Raw genomic sequence first — 15,704 nt, forward strand, 5'->3', positions numbered from 1 at the left:
GTATTACAACTGATTTAAGTCTTTTTAATTTCCTTTTCCTAAAAAATGCGGTTGTAGTGGCGATTTATAGCGAAGCGGAGAATTTGAATCTGGAGAAGGGACAACGATCGTAAGATCAAATCCTACGCGAAGTGCTTCCCACTCCTACAGCATCTCGTTTAAAGCCGCTTGCGTCCCTGCTGTATGCCCTGTCGTAAACGCCGCTGTGATATTATAGCCCCCAGTGTAACCGTGGATATCCAAAATCTCACCGCAGAAAAACAATCCAGGCATCAGCTTGGACTCCATTGTTTTCGGATTAATTTCCTTCAAGTTCACACCGCCTCCGGTAACAAATGCTTCCTTCAGAGAGAGCGTACCATTCACACGAATGGGAAACGCCTTGATTCGATGGGCGAGTTCTTGCCATTGCTGCTTGGGAATATGATCATAGGTCAAATCTTCACGCAGTTCAGCTTGCTGAAGCAACAACGGAATCATGCGTTCCGGTAAATAAGGTTTAAGCACGTTTTTGATCGCCTTTTTAGCATCGACCGATGCCAGTTCCAGCGTCTCACGGTAGACTTCATCAGCATGTTTGTGAGGCTGTAAATCGAGAGTTAACAACACCGTGTTTACCTTATCCTTTTTCATGCCCTTGACGACAAACTGACTGCAACGCAATGCGGTTGGCCCAGATAAACCAAAATGTGTGAAAATCATATCCCCTTCATGAACGACAACCTTCTTTTGCTTTGCATTCCATACGGTCAGGCTGATGTTTCGCAAAGAGAGTCCCTGAAGCTCTTTTGTCTGGATAAAGGTCTCACCTGACGTTAACGGGACCTCTGTTGGATATAACTCCGTAATGGTATGCCCTGCTTGCTCTGCCCATGCATAGCCATCACCTTCCGAGCCTGTATGCGGGACGGATTTGCCACCAACAGCAACTATGACGTTACGGCTACGCAGCATTTCACCAGAACGCAGCCGCACGCCAGCCGTATGACCTTCTTTGTAAATCACTTCCTGAACAGGGCAGCTTGTCCGAATTTCGACCCCTTGGGAGCGTACCTTATTAATCAAAGCATCGACTACTGTTTTGGCTTTGTCCGTTACTGGAAACATACGTCCGTTGTCTTCTTCCTTTAAGGCTATACCCAGCTGTTCAAAAAAGGCGATGATATCCCGATTGCTGAAGGCAGCCAGGGCACTATGCAGAAAACGGCCATTGCCGGGAATGTGGCGAATGAGTTCATCCAGCTCTTTGGCATTGGTGACATTGCAGCGACCTCCGCCGGAGATGCCGAGCTTTCGCCCGAGTTTACTTCCCTTTTCCACTAAAAGCACCTTGGCGCCCTTGACACTGGCAGCAGCCGCTGCCATTAACCCGGCTGAGCCGCCTCCGATCACAATAACATCGTAAGTCATAAACCTCTTCCTTTTCGTCGACAAATTTTCAAAAAAATTCAGAATAGCGTAACAGATTTTCCATCATATCGTAATACCGCCTCTTTAGATAGCCTCAGAGCACAGTAGCTGCGTATATCTCCTATTTTGCATAGCAAGAAAATACGTAAAAACGATTCTCTTATATATATCCGGTATTTAGCAGAATTTGTCGTTCTACACCGGGATTTTAACACATATATTGTAATATATTGTAGCCTGTGCTTTAATTCAACTAACGGCGTCAAGGAAAGATGATGAGGGGGAGAAGTCCTTGTTAATTGCGTTGAAGGAAAGTGTGCTCCAAGTTCTCCTTGCCGTTATATCGGCGGGTTTTTTCTCTATATTAACGGATTATGGGGATAAGAAAAAGGTTTGGGTAGGCAATCTGCTTCCCGGACCTCATCAGGGAATACTTTATTTGTGTTGCTTGCCAGCCATATTGCTATGTTCGCTCTTTCAATACCAGCCTCCATATGGTCTACCTTCCAATCTCGGTATTATTCCCCTTGCTGTGGGCGTCATGTACGGCACACGTCGCACTTCCTTTGTAGTCGCTGCTTCTGCATTGGCGGGTGTCCTGATTATAGCGCAGTCGATAGAAATGTCCCCAGTGTATGTGGGCACTGCTTTTATCCTTTTTCCTTTTATGCTACTGCATGTCAAGTTTTTTCAAAGAGGAACATTGTTGGACAAAAAGCTCATGATTTCCGCATATGTTGTGGCTGATATGCTGCTCAAGGCTCTATTACCGCTATTCTGGGGCAAACAGGAAGTTTCGGTATACATTCCTGATCTACTTACAACGTTTTGGAATATAGCTGTAGGTGTACTGGCAAGTTTTGCGGTCGTAAGCCTGATGCATAATGCCTTTGAGAAACTGACGCTGCGGCGAGATGTAACTGAGTTTACGAGCAAATATTTAATCGAAGTGGATAAGCTGCGTCAAGTCATGGATTTGATGCCGTTATCTCTTGTTACTTTGGACAGCGAAGAACGAATTATACATATGAACAAAACGATGCTGGAGCTCTACCGGGACTTAGATCCCTATATAACGCTGCCTGAGGTCGTAGGCCGTCCTTTAAACTCGTTAAACGGTTTTAGCGCTTCGCCTGTAATCAACGAACGAGTTGCGAAAGCATTGGAAGGAGAAACAAGTGCCGACCTTATAAATGTATCTCCCAAAGTATTCTTCTCCAGTTTCCTTCCTATTCGGGATAAACATATCAATCAAACAACAGGCGTCATTATCGCCTTGCAGGACATCACAGAGCTGGAGACATTACGGAGTGAGCTGGGCAATTTCGAGAGGCTCAGTCTGGTCGGACAGATGGCTGCAGGCATTACTCATGAAATACGTAACCCGATGGCGGTTGTACGCGGGTTTTTACAGCTTATGCGCGAGAAAAGCCCCGATTCCCTAGGTCATTATTACCGCATAGTGATGGAGGAGCTGGATCGGGCGAACGGGATCATTAATGATTTTCTTTCCCTGGCCCAGAATCGAATTGTCGAGAAGGAGCAGTGTCATCTGCATGATATCATTCGTGAACTAACGCCTCTATTGTGGGCAGATGCGAACCTGAGAGGGCAGACGATTGAGTTAAAGCTGGAGGATCATGTGACGATGCTGCATCTGAATCCTAAGGAAATCAAGCAATTGCTGCTTAATCTATCGCGTAATGCGATGGAGGCTATGGGGGAAAAGGGAGTGTTGACCATTTCTACTCATGAGGAAGGGGATTTTGTGGAGCTGGAAGTGAGGGACACCGGTCCGGGAATTCCGCAAAAACAGCTTGAAAAGCTGTTCCAGCCTTTTTACACAACCAAAACGAAAGGTACAGGCTTGGGTCTGGCCTTATGCCAAAGTATAGTGGAGCGTCATCACGGTACGATCGCCGTAGATTCGGCGGAGGGCATGGGGACACAGTTTAAAGTTCGTTTGCGCAGAACCATTCCGACTTATCGGGAGCATTCTGAGTCGCCTGTCATAAATTCGATACAGAAATAATTGTGCAAAGATGTAACTGGATTTTTTGCAAATTACGTGAAAAAGATTGTATAATGAGCTTTAGATGTCCATGCCTTTACTACGGCAAAGGATGAAATTAGAAACGTAGTATACATGATTTATCGAAAAGGAGTGAAAGAATATGTCTATGTCTTTCGATCAATATATGAGAGATTCAGTTCAGCCTATGCGCGATGAACTGACGAATCTTGGGATTCAGGAATTGCGTACTTCTGAAGATGTGGAGGCTAAGCTTCCTAATGCTAAAGGTACAGTGCTGGTGGTTGTGAACTCCGTATGCGGTTGTGCCGCAGGCCAATGCCGCCCAGGTGTAGCTGAAGCGCTAAAGCATGATGTTACGCCGGATCATCTGTACACGGTTTTTGCGGGACAGGATAAGGAAGCAACGGCAAAGGCTCGCGAATTTTTCGCACCGTATCCGCCATCTTCCCCTTCGATCGCGCTGTTGAAAGACGGCGAGCTGGTTCACTTCATCGAGCGTCATCAGGTGGAGGATCGTTCGGCAGATCAGATTGCCGCCGATTTGACCAGTGCATTTGATCGTTTTTGCCGGTAAGACTACTCAAGCTGCGCCCCCGCAGTTTCGCTTGCGAAACTTGCCGGGGCTTTTGCGTGTTGGCTTGTGAAGGAAATTCCTAAAAAAGAGGTGCTTATCTGATGAGTTTGCAGGAACAGATTATTGCTGAATTGGGAGTACAGCCCACGATCAACGTAGAGGCGGAGGTCCGCAAGCGTGTGGATTTCCTCAAGTCGTACGTAACAAAAACAGGAAGCAAAGGGCTGTTGATCGCCATCAGTGGCGGGATTGACAGTGCCGTAGCAGCCGCCTTGTGCAAGCAGGCTACAGATGAGTTGACGCAGGAGCAAGGGCAAGAATACAAAACCTTGGGTGTATTCCAGCCTTATGGTCAACAGGAGGATATCGAGCATAGCTACGCGGTGGCGAAAGCGTTCGGCCTGAAATATGCCGGTGAAACGAACATTAAGGAAGCCGTGGACGAGGTTGCCGTGGAAGTGGAGCATGCATTAAAGGATATGGGGCTGGAACGTTCCATTACTCCGCAAGTGAGAGGGAATGTAAAGGCGAGAACACGTATGGTGGTTCAGTACGCACTTGCGAATGAACTGAACCTGCTCGTTGTGGGGACAGATCATGCATCAGAAGCCATTACAGGCTTTTATACCAAATGGGGCGATGGTGCGGTCGATATTACGCCGCTCAGCACGCTCAACAAACGTCAGGTGCGTTTGCTGGCCAGCTATCTCGGAGTTCCGCAGGCTATTTTGGACAAAGCGCCTACTGCAGGATTGTGGGAAGGCCAGACGGATGAAAAGGAACTGGGGATCTCCTACGAAGCAAACAGCGACTACCTGGAAGGCAAGGAAATTGACCCGGCGGCGCGCGAAAAGCTGGAAAGCTTTTTTACACGTACAGCACATAAGCGGACAAGCATTCCGGGAGTGTAAGCATGAATCATTTTGGAATCGTAACATGCTCAAGTAAATAAATGCGGCGATCCGCCCGGCGGATCGCCGTTTGTATTGAAGGGGCTATCGTCTAATTGGTGATCCAGTCAATGAAGCGGCGGGTTTCGGTAATCGCCTGATCCAGTGGAAGACTGCCTCCCTGGAAGGGATGAACGGTGTTAAAGGTATGATTGCCGCCTTGAATTTGTACCCACTCGATGTCTGGACGAACGGAGGTGAGCTGGGCAGAGCCTTCCCGTAGACGTTTGGAATCTTCAGTTCCCTGGATAAGCACAGCTGGGAGCTGGCTATGAGCAAGCCTGTCTACGATAGCAAAACGCTCGCGGTTATGCTCCAGGTCGTCCAAAATGACAGCATCCAGCGGAAGCTGTTGTCCGGTTCTGGCGTTTTGCACATAGCTGCGTCCCTTGGCGCGCATTTCTTCTTTTTGCGGCAAGGTAAACAGATCAAGGTCTGTCACACCATTCCATGAAATGACGCCAGCAATCTCTCCGGGATGATCCAGAGCATATACAAAGCAGCTTCCCGCACCTCGGCTATGTCCTAACAGAAACAACGGTAATTCCCTGAATTCATGGCGTGCTCTCAGATTGGACAGCAATAGCTCCAAATCCTCTTGTTCGCGGCTATAGGTGTTGCGTGCGAACTTTTCCAGCTCGGTAAAATTCTCCAGATCCTCACCTATGCCATTATGTGAAAAGTTGAAGGTTACGACATGGTTATCCATACTCAATGCTTCTGCTATAAAGGGGAACATCCCCCAATCCTTAAATCCTTTGTAGCCATGAGCGATGATGAGCAGGCTCTTGGCCGTATGTTTAGCGGGAAACCAGGAGGCACGGATCACTGCATCTGTTCCTGCATCGGTACCTGCTTCAACCACAATGGTTTCTGACATCCTATCCTTCCTTTCTACAGGGAGTTTTTAAACTGGCATACTAGCGAATTCAAGCATTCACCACTTGCCTTTCTTATTTTAACATATTTTGGTGACGCTTTTACGCCTGTGTGACTCGCCAGGGTGCAGACGCACTGTTACAATAGATGCAGTAAAGTAAAAAGGACGGGGACTACCCAAATGATCTACGGAATTGGACATGATGTGCTGGAAATAAGCCGTATGGCTCATATTTTGGCAGGTAAATATGCAGATGCGTTTTTGAATCGGGTGTTGACCCCGACAGAACGCGAGCTTGCAGTGGAACGCAAGGGGAGACTAGCGGAGTTCGTAGCAGGGCGCTTTGCCGCCAAGGAAGCAGTAACGAAAGCCTTTGGCTGTGGAATTGGGCAAATCATCGGCTTCAGCGATATGGATATTTTACCTGAACCTGGGGGAAGACCCGTAGTTTATTTGTCTTCGGCTGCATGGGATCGACTGAGATTGCCGAATACAGGTGATTCAAATTACAGCATTCACTTGAGTATTACACATCAGCCTAACATTGCCTCTGCTTTTGTGATTGTCGAATATAAGGAGACGTGATGGGATGACTACAAATACATTGGAACAAAAGCGTTATTTTAGTTTTGAACTGTTAAACTGGTATACACGTAACAAACGCGACTTGCCGTGGCGTCGTCATCGGAATCCGTTTTATATCTGGGTTTCGGAAATTATGCTCCAGCAGACACGTGTCGATACGGTCATTCCGTATTTTAATCGCTTTATCGCACGTTTTCCAACGATTGAGGCGCTGGCCGAAGCGCCCGAGGAAGATGTGCTCAAGCTGTGGGAAGGGCTAGGGTATTATTCACGGGCCCGGAATTTGCAAACGGCGGCAAAACAGGTAGTTGAGCTTCACGGTGGGCAGGTGCCAGATGATACGCAGGCTGTTGCGGCATTGAAAGGTGTAGGTCCATATACGACGGGGGCCATTATGAGCATTGCCTTTAATCGACCAGAGCCTGCTGTAGACGGGAATGTGATGCGTGTGCTGTCGCGTTATTTCCTTATTGAAGAGGATATTATGAAGGGTAGCACGCGGTCGCATATGGAAAGCCTGGTCAGGGAGCTGATTCCCGAAGGGAGGGCCTCTGATTTTAATCAGGCGCTGATGGAGCTGGGGGCGCTGGTCTGCACGCCAAAGTCGCCTCATTGTCTGACCTGCCCGGTCATGGAGCATTGCTCGGGCAGGCTGGCAGGCCGTGAGGAGACGCTGCCAGTCAAAACAAAAGCAAAGCCGCCGCGCCTGGAGCCTCGCTCCGTCGCCCTTATCGAGGGTAGCGGCGAGAACGCAGGCCGCCTGCTTGTGCGTCAGCGCCCGGCCAAGGGCCTGTTGGCCCGCATGTGGGAGCTGCCGCATGAGCTTGCCGGGCCGGAGGGCTACAACGGCCCGGTGCCGGATGAGCCAGCTATGGATCATCTGGCGGCTCATTTGTTGGCAGAGGGCGTGTATGCGCGCCCGGTGCGGTACGTACGTGAGGCGGAGCACACGTTCAGCCACATTCACTGGAACCTGTGTGTGTTCCAGTGTGAAGAGGTCGCCGCCCTTCCCGGGGAGGCGGGCAAACAGCCGCTGGCTGCCGAGCAGCGGGCCAGCTACAGCACCACCGCGGCGAAGCCAGGTGCGTTGATTGCGCTCGCTGAGCAGGCGGAGCATACGCACAATACGCTGCCAGCAGGGTACCGCTGGATCAGCGAGGCGGATATGTCCACCTTGGCGTTTCCCAAGGTGTTCCTTGATCTGATCACCGAATATTATGCGAAGCAAAAAGAGAACTGATGTTAATAAAATAACTGTCGGCAAAAGATAGAGTATTAGACTTAGCCTAGAAAATGGAAACAGCGACAACTAAGGACGAGAAAATAAAGTCCTAGACTGTCGCTGTTTCCATTAAACTAACGTTTCCCGTTAGCTTAACAACAATTTATTCAAAATGATCTTTTACTAGTGACCAGCAGTCAGTTTACGTTCAATCTTTCTAATTCTCTCTGTTACTAAACTTCCTTATATTCTATATGAAAATCACATGAAGAATGCTTGGGTGACAGGCAGAACTGGTGTAACGGTGATAAAGTTAATAAGGAAATAATATCTAACAAGATGTATTGCAGAGGGGGAAAATAAGATGATTAAAGGGTTGTTCGAGACACATATAAATGTAAGTAACTATGAGACCTCAGCAAGGTTTTATGAGAAATTGCTTAACATAATTCCACTGCAAGAAGATCATATTCGAAAGTCGAAGTTTTACTGGATCGGTAAAGCTGGCGAGTCTATGCTTGGGATTAGGGAAAATTACCCTAGTAGGGACGTACAGCGTCAGCATTTCGCATTTAGAGTTGAATTAGAGGATATCGTTAAGGCAAGGAATTACTTAAATGAACTTGGAATTGAATCGACCAATTTCTTTGGTGATAGTTCAGAAGAATTGACTGTCTTTCCGTTTATGCCCGCGGTCTCTATCTACTTTGATGACCCCGATGGGCATTCCGTTGAATTTATCGCTATGTTGGATGAAAAGCCAAGGCCTGAACTTAATATAATGTCCTGGAAGGACTGGAGCCAATTGCATGGAAAATAATAAGAAAAGCGGCAAACACAAAAAAATGGTTTGCCGCTTTTCTGTCCTAACCATGGCGTACCATGCCCCACATGGATTGTCTGGGACTATACACATATAACTGAACTATCCTGCCCGTTAATGTAATGAAGCTACCGGTCAACACAGGCAGCTTCATTTTCGTCGTTTATTCAATTATCGTTTCTACGTTAGCATAATGATTTACAGTGATACGGTTTACCGCGCTATCTCTAACCGCTAAGTTTAATGGTCATCTACCCGGATGGCCTTTTAGCGTTATAAGCTACAAATTTTACAACGATTACTCCGATAACGGGACGATAGCATCAATGAGAACAAGTCGTAGGAAACGAACGCGTTTACGAAATGGTTTGTAAAATGCGAATGATTTCTTTTTCGATAATTGAATCGTCAACAGTATCCAGATATTCTGGACTAATCACTTGATACTGTTTCATTCTATAAAACTCCATAACGGCTTGTTTCAAGGTCAGATCATACCATTGAATACTAAAGGTCGGTTCCATAATGCGCCGAAGCGTCGCATCATCTTGAACTAAGGACAGCGCAGCGTGCATTCTGTTAAAAATCTTCTTATCCATACCGGATTGAAAAAATGATTGTAAATTTTTAATTCTATTTTGTTGAGCAACGGAAATTTTTTCAAAAAGTCGTGGATAAAACTCCTTGAGGTCTTGCAGGAACAAATCGGATAAATAAATAACACCTATTAACGATTCCAGAAACGTTTTTTGAAATCGATCAATATATGAAACGGAATCATCATATACAACGGTGTCAGCCTGCTGCAAATACTGAATTCCATACTCTACAACCTGTTCGATGATTTCATCTTTGGATGAAAAGTGCTTGTAAAGCGTCACTTTACTAATATCCATATGTTTTGCGATATCGTCAATTTTCAGTTGGCTGAATCTGGTTCTTCTAATTACAGGTTTGATTTTATTTAGATATTGATCTGCGCTCACGGGTTTTCTCACGATTGAAGCCTCCTCTAATGCTCATCAAATCATATTATATCAAAATAGCTGTATCAACAAACAATATTGAATAAAAATATTAAATTAACTAATTTTATTAATTTAGTTTACTTAGTTAATTTGTCGTTGTATAATTCTCTCTTGTAATGAATAGCCAATCGAGGAAGGGATAACAGTCTCAAAAGCGATATACATTTCTCGAAATCACATTATTAAAAAAGGAGAATACACAATGAAAATCACAGTTCTCGGCTCACTCGGCAATATCAACCGCAACTACCTGCCATCCCTAATCGCAGACGGCCACGATGTCACCGTCATCACAAGCTCCAAAGATCGTATCGCCGACATCGAAGCGCTTGGTGCCAAACCAGCAGTCGGATCAAACCTCGACGTCGAATTCCTCGCGCAGGCCTTCGCAGGTAGTGACGTCGTTTACCTCATGATTTCGGGCATCAATTATGCCTCTGGTACCGACATGTGGCAGACCGCTATTGATCTTGCTGAAAATTATAAGGCCGCTGTGCTAAAATCAGGCGTAAAAAATGTCGTCAACCTCAGCTCAGTCGGCGCCGACAACGCAAACGCCGGCATTCTCTACAGCTATCATTTTGCAGAAGACGCGCTAAACTCGCTTGAAAGCGTGAACGTTGTCCACATCCGGCCTGTCGGCTTTTACAGCAATCTTTTTGCCGACATGCAAAGCCTCAAAACCCAGCAGACTATTTTCAGCCCAATTTCTGTTGACATCCCACAAGGCTGGGTCAGCCCCGTTGATATTGCAAACGTCGTTTACGCCATGATTTCTCACACCCCAGCGGGTAAAAGCGCGAAGTTCATAGTTAGTGACTGGGCCACAGGCAACGACTGGCTCAACGCCCTTGCAGAGAAAGGTATTGAAGCCAAATACCAACAAATCCCCGTTGAAACTCTTGCTGAGAATATGAAAAAAATCGGCTTCCACGAGAACACTGCCAACGGGTTTGCCCAAATGAACCGCGCCTGCGAGAACGCCGACGAGTTCTACGCCAGCCTCCGTGCAACCGACTACCACCTTGGTAAAGTCAAGGTCGGAGACTTTGCGGAAATTTTTGCAGACGTGTATAATAAATCTGTTTAAACAGTCCAGAATGCTGTTAACCTGCGGATGAGAATGCGTCTAAGTGCGCTACTTCTTTCGATAACTTGACCCGGAGAATCTTGGGATGGTAGCCTGTTCATCCTGCTCTAATCTCAGACCTCGAACAGGGTTTTACTCTGACTTGGTTTTGACATATAAAGAACAAAGCTCGCTGAAGCGATAGCGAGCTTTGTTCTTTATTGATAAATGCGCACAAAAAAAATCCTTACCTGTGATAGGTTCATATCGAATGACTTTAAACTAACTTGCCTGTTAGCCTAATGAAGCAACGTCAATCTAATACTTTATTTTTTAGTCTAGAACTTTATTTTCTTTTGAAAATAGCGGCAGTATGGACTTGAGGTTACTCCATGCTGCCGCTATTTTTTTGTTTCTGGAATGAAAATGCCTAACTTAGTTGTGAACAAAGCGTGCTATTCTTGGTGATGTTTTCGGTATTCGGATGGAGTCAATTTGTTGACCGTTTTAAACATCTTGGAGAATAGGAGTACATCTTTATACCCTACAGACCGAGCAATATCTCCGATTTTAAGGGAAGTATTTTTTAATAGGGAGCAAGATTTTTCAATCCTCAAATGCAATAAAAATTCCTGTGGTGACTTATTGAGTTGCTGTTTAAATAAACGGTGCAAATATGAACGGTCAATTGAAATGTATTTGGCAATGTCACTTACGGTAATGAAATGTGAATAGTTTTGCTGAATAAAGAGAAGCGCTTCTTTAATATACCGCTGCTGTCTTACCTCATTGTTGACTTCCTGATTAGGATAAAGTTCAAACATCAGATATAGAAATTCATACAACTTGGATGCAAGCAGCAGGTCTTTGTTGGATTTCAGCGTAGAAGAAACGACGATGCTCTCCATACAGCGGGCAAGGCTGCCCTCGGCTTCGAACTGGAAAATGGGATTATCCCTATTGATACAGGTTCGGCTTAGATATTCTTTGGCTTGCACCCCATTAAAACCGATCCAGGCATATTCCCACGGGTCGACTTCATCCGCTTCGTAGTAAATTAAAACCTTCGGCTCAATAAAGAAAGCATCGTTTTTCTCCAAATGATAGATTTTATCGTTGACTTTAAAGATCCCTTTTCCTTTTAAAATAAAATGCACCATATACCCACTTCGAATGGCTGGACCATAAGAGTGTTTGCTGGTACAGCTCTCTTTGCCACATGTGTATAAATTAAGATCCAGGTTGTTATAGGAATGATTGGAAAAATGCGAACTCATTTGGTTTCACCTCTTAATTCATCTCTGCATATTATCACACCGTTTCATATAGAGTCTACATTATTCCATATAATTATTAAAACTATTCAATTATTATTAGGGTGTAAGAAACAAGGAAACAACATAATTTATATTTTTTGAAAATATTACTATTGGCGCTACAAGGGGGTTACTATGGCTATATACATTGATAAAGAGAAGCTTTTATTCCATTTACAAGGCAGCAATACGAGTTATGTCATGCAGGTTATACGTGATGGTTATTTAGCTCATCTGTATTGGGGGAAGAGAATTCAGACCTACCGTGGAAGTAACAAAATCATCTTCATGGATAGAGGATTTTCACCTAATCCCGATGGGGCGGATCGAGCCTTTTCACTGGATACCATCCCGCAAGAATACCCGTCATTTGGAAATAGTGACTTCAGGATTCCTGCGTATCAGCTTCAATTGGAGAATGGTTCTACGGTGACAGATTTTCGATATAAAGAACATCGGGTTTACCAAGGCAAAGCAAAATTGAAAGGGCTTCCTTCTACGTATGCGGAGGATGATGGTGAAGTAGAAACGCTGGAAATCGTCCTTGAAGATCCATTAATTGATGTAAGGGTTGTACTATCCTATAGCCTATATCAAAAAGGGGATGTCATTACCCGTTCAGTCCGTTTCGATAATGAAGGTCAGCAGCAGCTAAAGTTGCTTAGAGCGTTAAGTGCTAGTGTGGATTTTCGTGATGATGAGTACGAACTCATTACCTTGTACGGCGCGCATAATAATGAAAAAAATATAGCAAGACGAAAAATTTTACCTGGGATTCAAATGGTAGACAGCTGCCGCGGAGCCAGCAGCCCTCAACAAGCACCCTTTATGGCACTTGTAAGGGAAGGGACAGATGAAGAACAGGGCGAAGTGTACGCCTTTAATCTGGTGTACAGCGGGAACTTTACGGCCCAGACTCAGGTTGATTCCTATCGGAACACTAGAGTTACGATGGGGATTAATCCTTTTGATTTTACATGGTTGCTTGAACCAGAGGAATCCTTCCAAACGCCAGAAGTCGTCATGGTATACACCGAAAATGGCTTGGGTGGTATGTCGAGAATTTATCATGATTTATACAGGAACAGATTATGTCATGGACCATTTCGTGACAAGGAGCGGCCGATCCTGATTAATAACTGGGAAGCCACCTATTTTGACTTTGATGCCGACAAGATTGAGCAGTTGGCCAAGGAAGCTCAAAGTGTAGGAGTGGAGCTGTTTGTATTGGATGATGGATGGTTTGGAAAGCGTGATGATGACAATACTTCATTAGGCGATTGGGTGGTGGATCGTCGCAAACTTCCAGATGGCTTGCCGGACCTTGCCAACCGCATTCGAAATCTGGGTATGGAGTTTGGCTTGTGGTTTGAACCTGAAATGGTATCCATAGACAGCGATTTATACAGAAAGCATCCCGATTGGTGTATCCATGTCCCTGATCGTCCGTATACGTTGGGCAGAAATCAGCTTATGTTGGATCTATCGAGGAAGGAAGTGTGTGAGTACATCGTTAAGTCGGTTTCCGACATTTTATCGGATGTTCCAATTACTTATGTGAAATGGGACATGAATCGTCACATGACAGATGTGGGTTCGGCCGCTTTACCACCTGAAAGACAAAGGGAGACGGCGCATCGTTATATTCTGGGGCTCTACAGTGTTATGGAAGAGCTTACATCGAAGTTTCCTCATGTCTTATTCGAGAGCTGCTCTAGTGGAGGAGGCCGTTTTGATGCCGGTATGCTCTATTACATGCCTCAGACCTGGACAAGTGATAATACGGATGCCATTTGCCGACTGAAAATTCAATGGGGAACAAGTCTTGTCTACCCTCCGATTACGATGGGCGCACACGTCTCCACGGTACCTAACCATCAAGTGGGCAGAATAACTCCATTGGAGACCAGAGGTTATGTCGCCATGGCCGGGAATTTAGGATATGAGCTGGATCTGACGGTATTAACCGTTGAAGAAAAAGAAGTGGTAAAACAACAGATAGCTCTGTATAAAGAAATGAGATCGCTCATTCAGTTTGGAAAGTTTTACAGAATTATTAATCCATTTGATGAAAATGAAGCCGCATGGAGCTTTGTGTCAGAGGATCAAACGGAAATGGCGGCCAGCTATTTCAAGGTTTTATCCCAACCGGCTGCTGCGATTAAAACGTTAAAATTCAAAGGTCTGAATCCAGACTACGTTTACAGAAATATAGAAACGGGTGAGCTGTTCGGTGGTGATGAATTAATGCATGTTGGCATAACGCTTGCCAGGGTGAAGCAGGACTTTTTAGGCATGTTCTGGAGATTTGTTAAAGAGGACATCTGATTCAGCTAGAGGAGGTTTTACTAGATGGAAGCAAAAGAAAAGCATTATCAGCAAATTTCTCAAGAAATTTTAAAATATATCGGTGGTGAAGAGAACATTATCGGTGTGGCCCATTGTGCCACAAGACTAAGAATTGTCCTTGAGGACAATGAAAAAGCGGAATTAAAGAAGATTGAAGATATTGATCTGGTTAAAGGTGTTTTCATAGCAGGGGATCAACTGCAGATCATTTTTGGAGCAGGGTTGGTCAATAATATCTATGCTGTGTTCTCCAAACTGACTGGAACGGAAGATATGTCATTAAGTGATGTCAAATCGAAGTCCGCACAAAAGCAAAATCCTTTTCAGAAAGCGATTAAATCCCTGTCAGATGTCTTCATTGAGATCATGCCTGGAATTCTTGCCGCCGCATTGTTAATGGGGATAACCGGTCTTCTAGGTCAAAAGGGGCTATTCGGCCCTAAATCGATTGTGGAGATGTATCCAATTTTCCAAGGGATCAATCGCTTTGTTCAGATCGTTTCCACAGGGATTTTCACCATCCTCCCGCTGCTTGTTGTGTATTCTGCAACCAAGAGATACGGTGGTCGTCCAATTCTCGGGCTTGTGCTAGGTGCGATTATGCTTCATCCGGCCTTGGCGGATGCTTTTGAGGTAGCTAAAGGAAGCCAAAATCCGGAATCGATCAGTCTTTTCGGGCTTCCCGTACAGTTGGTTGGCTTCCAGGGCGGTATTATTATTGCTCTAATGATGGGATATGTGGTAGCCAAGTTGGATCAGTTTTTTAACAAAAAGGTTCCAGACATGATTAAACTATTTTTGGCCCCTTTGCTGACGGTCTTTGTTTCTTCCCTGCTTCTGTTTACCATTATCGGTCCTCTTGGGAGAGAGTTGGCCAGTCTGGTGACTGTTTCGTTGCTCTGGATGACGCAAAACCTAGGGATATTCGGCTTTATGTTTTTTGCAGGTATTCAGCAGATCATCGTTATTACGGGTTTGCACCATGTTATGGGCGCGGTAGAAGCACAGTTGTTAACCGATACAGGCAGAAATTTTATTAATCCGTTGGCATCGGTAGCTTTGATGGCTCAAGGGGGCGCCGTTTTGGGGTATGTTCTTTTGAATCGAAAAGACACCAAGGTAAAAGAAATTGGTTACTCTGCATTCGGGTCCGTACTTTTTGGAATTTCGGAACCTGCGATCTTTGGGGTCACATTAAAATATAAATTCCCCCTGATTGCTGGATGCCTTGGAGGAATGGTGGCAGGGGCATATGTATATTTAAGCAAGCTCACAGCCATTGGATTCGGAACTACAGCTCTTCCCGGCTTTGCAATTGCGGCATCAGAAAATCACGGTCATATCAATTATCTTGCAGCTCATCTGATTGCCCTGTTATGTGGAGCATTATTTACATTGGCTTACGGTGTAATCAAGAGCAAGAGGTCAAAAGCCGTAGCTTAAGAAATGAATCGAAGTTTATA

Annotated in this window: 13 protein-coding genes; 9 read left to right on the forward strand and 4 right to left on the reverse strand. The window is 45.2% G+C overall.

All coding sequences use genetic code 11. The annotated features are described in order from the left end of the window. Positions 1-144: 144 nt before the first annotated feature. On the reverse strand, positions 145-1,410 hold the full coding sequence (locus ABEW32_RS13480) for a BaiN/RdsA family NAD(P)/FAD-dependent oxidoreductase (protein ID WP_430188407.1): 1,266 nt from the start codon (positions 1,408-1,410) through the stop codon (positions 145-147). 292 nt (positions 1,411-1,702) lie between these two features. Between ABEW32_RS13480 and ABEW32_RS13485 the strand changes: the two genes are divergently transcribed. The 3 genes from ABEW32_RS13485 (at position 1,703) to nadE (ending at position 4,930) form a co-directional block, all read left to right on the forward strand. Continuing rightward, positions 1,703-3,442, forward strand: coding sequence for a two-component system sensor histidine kinase NtrB (locus ABEW32_RS13485; protein WP_430188408.1), 1,740 nt, complete (start codon positions 1,703-1,705; stop codon positions 3,440-3,442). Positions 3,443-3,584: 142 nt separating this feature from the next. Further along, on the forward strand, positions 3,585-4,019 hold the full coding sequence (locus ABEW32_RS13490; RefSeq protein WP_430188410.1) for a BrxA/BrxB family bacilliredoxin: 435 nt from the start codon (positions 3,585-3,587) through the stop codon (positions 4,017-4,019). A 101-nt stretch (positions 4,020-4,120) separates the two neighbouring features. Further along, on the forward strand, positions 4,121-4,930 hold the full coding sequence (gene nadE / locus ABEW32_RS13495; RefSeq protein WP_430188411.1) for an NAD(+) synthase: 810 nt from the start codon (positions 4,121-4,123) through the stop codon (positions 4,928-4,930). 91 nt (positions 4,931-5,021) lie between these two features. Here the strand turns inward: nadE and ABEW32_RS13500 are convergent, their stop codons facing one another. Continuing rightward, the gene (locus tag ABEW32_RS13500) at positions 5,022-5,849 is read right to left on the reverse strand and encodes an alpha/beta hydrolase family protein (protein ID WP_430188412.1); all 828 of its coding nucleotides are present in this window, start codon (positions 5,847-5,849) and stop codon (positions 5,022-5,024) included. A gap of 180 nt (positions 5,850-6,029) precedes the next feature. On the opposite strand from ABEW32_RS13500, the gene acpS reads away from it, so the two are divergent. From acpS to ABEW32_RS13515, 3 genes are all read left to right on the forward strand, one after another. Next, complete coding sequence (gene acpS, locus ABEW32_RS13505; protein ID WP_430188413.1) at positions 6,030-6,434, forward strand: holo-ACP synthase; 405 nt, start codon at positions 6,030-6,032, stop codon at positions 6,432-6,434. A gap of 4 nt (positions 6,435-6,438) precedes the next feature. Beyond that, entirely contained in the window at positions 6,439-7,674 is a 1,236-nt protein-coding gene (gene mutY / locus ABEW32_RS13510; RefSeq protein ID WP_430188500.1) for an A/G-specific adenine glycosylase, read from the forward strand. Positions 7,675-8,020: 346 nt separating this feature from the next. Continuing rightward, the gene (locus tag ABEW32_RS13515; protein ID WP_117290351.1) at positions 8,021-8,476 is read left to right on the forward strand and encodes a VOC family protein; all 456 of its coding nucleotides are present in this window, start codon (positions 8,021-8,023) and stop codon (positions 8,474-8,476) included. Positions 8,477-8,835: 359 nt separating this feature from the next. Here ABEW32_RS13515 and ABEW32_RS13520 read toward each other — a convergent pair whose 3' ends face one another. Next, entirely contained in the window at positions 8,836-9,477 is a 642-nt protein-coding gene (locus tag ABEW32_RS13520; RefSeq protein WP_103042182.1) for a TetR/AcrR family transcriptional regulator, read from the reverse strand. A gap of 232 nt (positions 9,478-9,709) precedes the next feature. Here ABEW32_RS13520 and ABEW32_RS13525 point away from each other — a divergent pair, with 232 nt between their 5' ends. Then, complete coding sequence (locus ABEW32_RS13525) at positions 9,710-10,597, forward strand: NmrA family NAD(P)-binding protein (protein ID WP_117290633.1); 888 nt, start codon at positions 9,710-9,712, stop codon at positions 10,595-10,597. Between the two features lie 434 nt (positions 10,598-11,031). Here the strand turns inward: ABEW32_RS13525 and ABEW32_RS13530 are convergent, their stop codons facing one another. Further along, on the reverse strand, positions 11,032-11,853 hold the full coding sequence (locus ABEW32_RS13530; RefSeq protein ID WP_318300897.1) for an AraC family transcriptional regulator: 822 nt from the start codon (positions 11,851-11,853) through the stop codon (positions 11,032-11,034). 174 nt (positions 11,854-12,027) lie between these two features. On the opposite strand from ABEW32_RS13530, the gene ABEW32_RS13535 reads away from it, so the two are divergent. Both ABEW32_RS13535 and ABEW32_RS13540 read left to right on the forward strand, forming a co-directional pair. Then, positions 12,028-14,220 (forward strand): alpha-galactosidase, encoded by a 2,193-nt coding sequence (locus ABEW32_RS13535; protein ID WP_430188416.1) that lies wholly within the window; start codon positions 12,028-12,030, stop codon positions 14,218-14,220. A 24-nt stretch (positions 14,221-14,244) separates the two neighbouring features. Beyond that, complete coding sequence (locus ABEW32_RS13540; protein ID WP_430188418.1) at positions 14,245-15,684, forward strand: PTS transporter subunit EIIC; 1,440 nt, start codon at positions 14,245-14,247, stop codon at positions 15,682-15,684. Positions 15,685-15,704 lie beyond the last annotated feature (20 nt).

The organism is Paenibacillus jamilae (assembly GCF_050482105.1).
GTDB lineage: Bacteria > Bacillota > Bacilli > Paenibacillales > Paenibacillaceae > Paenibacillus > Paenibacillus jamilae_B.

What these genes read in the sequence shown, in the direction of transcription:
- ABEW32_RS13480 (WP_430188407.1), bottom strand. Translation starts at nt 1,410, where the DNA reads ATGACTTACGATGTTATTGTGATCGGAGGCGGCTCAGCCGGGTTAATG.
- ABEW32_RS13525 (WP_117290633.1), top strand. Translation starts at nt 9,710, where the DNA reads ATGAAAATCACAGTTCTCGGCTCACTCGGCAATATCAACCGCAACTAC.
- ABEW32_RS13535 (WP_430188416.1), top strand. Translation starts at nt 12,028, where the DNA reads ATGGCTATATACATTGATAAAGAGAAGCTTTTATTCCATTTACAAGGC.
- nadE (WP_430188411.1), top strand. Translation starts at nt 4,121, where the DNA reads ATGAGTTTGCAGGAACAGATTATTGCTGAATTGGGAGTACAGCCCACG.
- ABEW32_RS13540 (WP_430188418.1), top strand. Translation starts at nt 14,245, where the DNA reads ATGGAAGCAAAAGAAAAGCATTATCAGCAAATTTCTCAAGAAATTTTA.
- mutY (WP_430188500.1), top strand. Translation starts at nt 6,439, where the DNA reads ATGACTACAAATACATTGGAACAAAAGCGTTATTTTAGTTTTGAACTG.
- ABEW32_RS13515 (WP_117290351.1), top strand. Translation starts at nt 8,021, where the DNA reads ATGATTAAAGGGTTGTTCGAGACACATATAAATGTAAGTAACTATGAG.
- ABEW32_RS13490 (WP_430188410.1), top strand. Translation starts at nt 3,585, where the DNA reads ATGTCTATGTCTTTCGATCAATATATGAGAGATTCAGTTCAGCCTATG.
- acpS (WP_430188413.1), top strand. Translation starts at nt 6,030, where the DNA reads ATGATCTACGGAATTGGACATGATGTGCTGGAAATAAGCCGTATGGCT.
- ABEW32_RS13500 (WP_430188412.1), bottom strand. Translation starts at nt 5,849, where the DNA reads ATGTCAGAAACCATTGTGGTTGAAGCAGGTACCGATGCAGGAACAGAT.
- ABEW32_RS13530 (WP_318300897.1), bottom strand. Translation starts at nt 11,853, where the DNA reads ATGAGTTCGCATTTTTCCAATCATTCCTATAACAACCTGGATCTTAAT.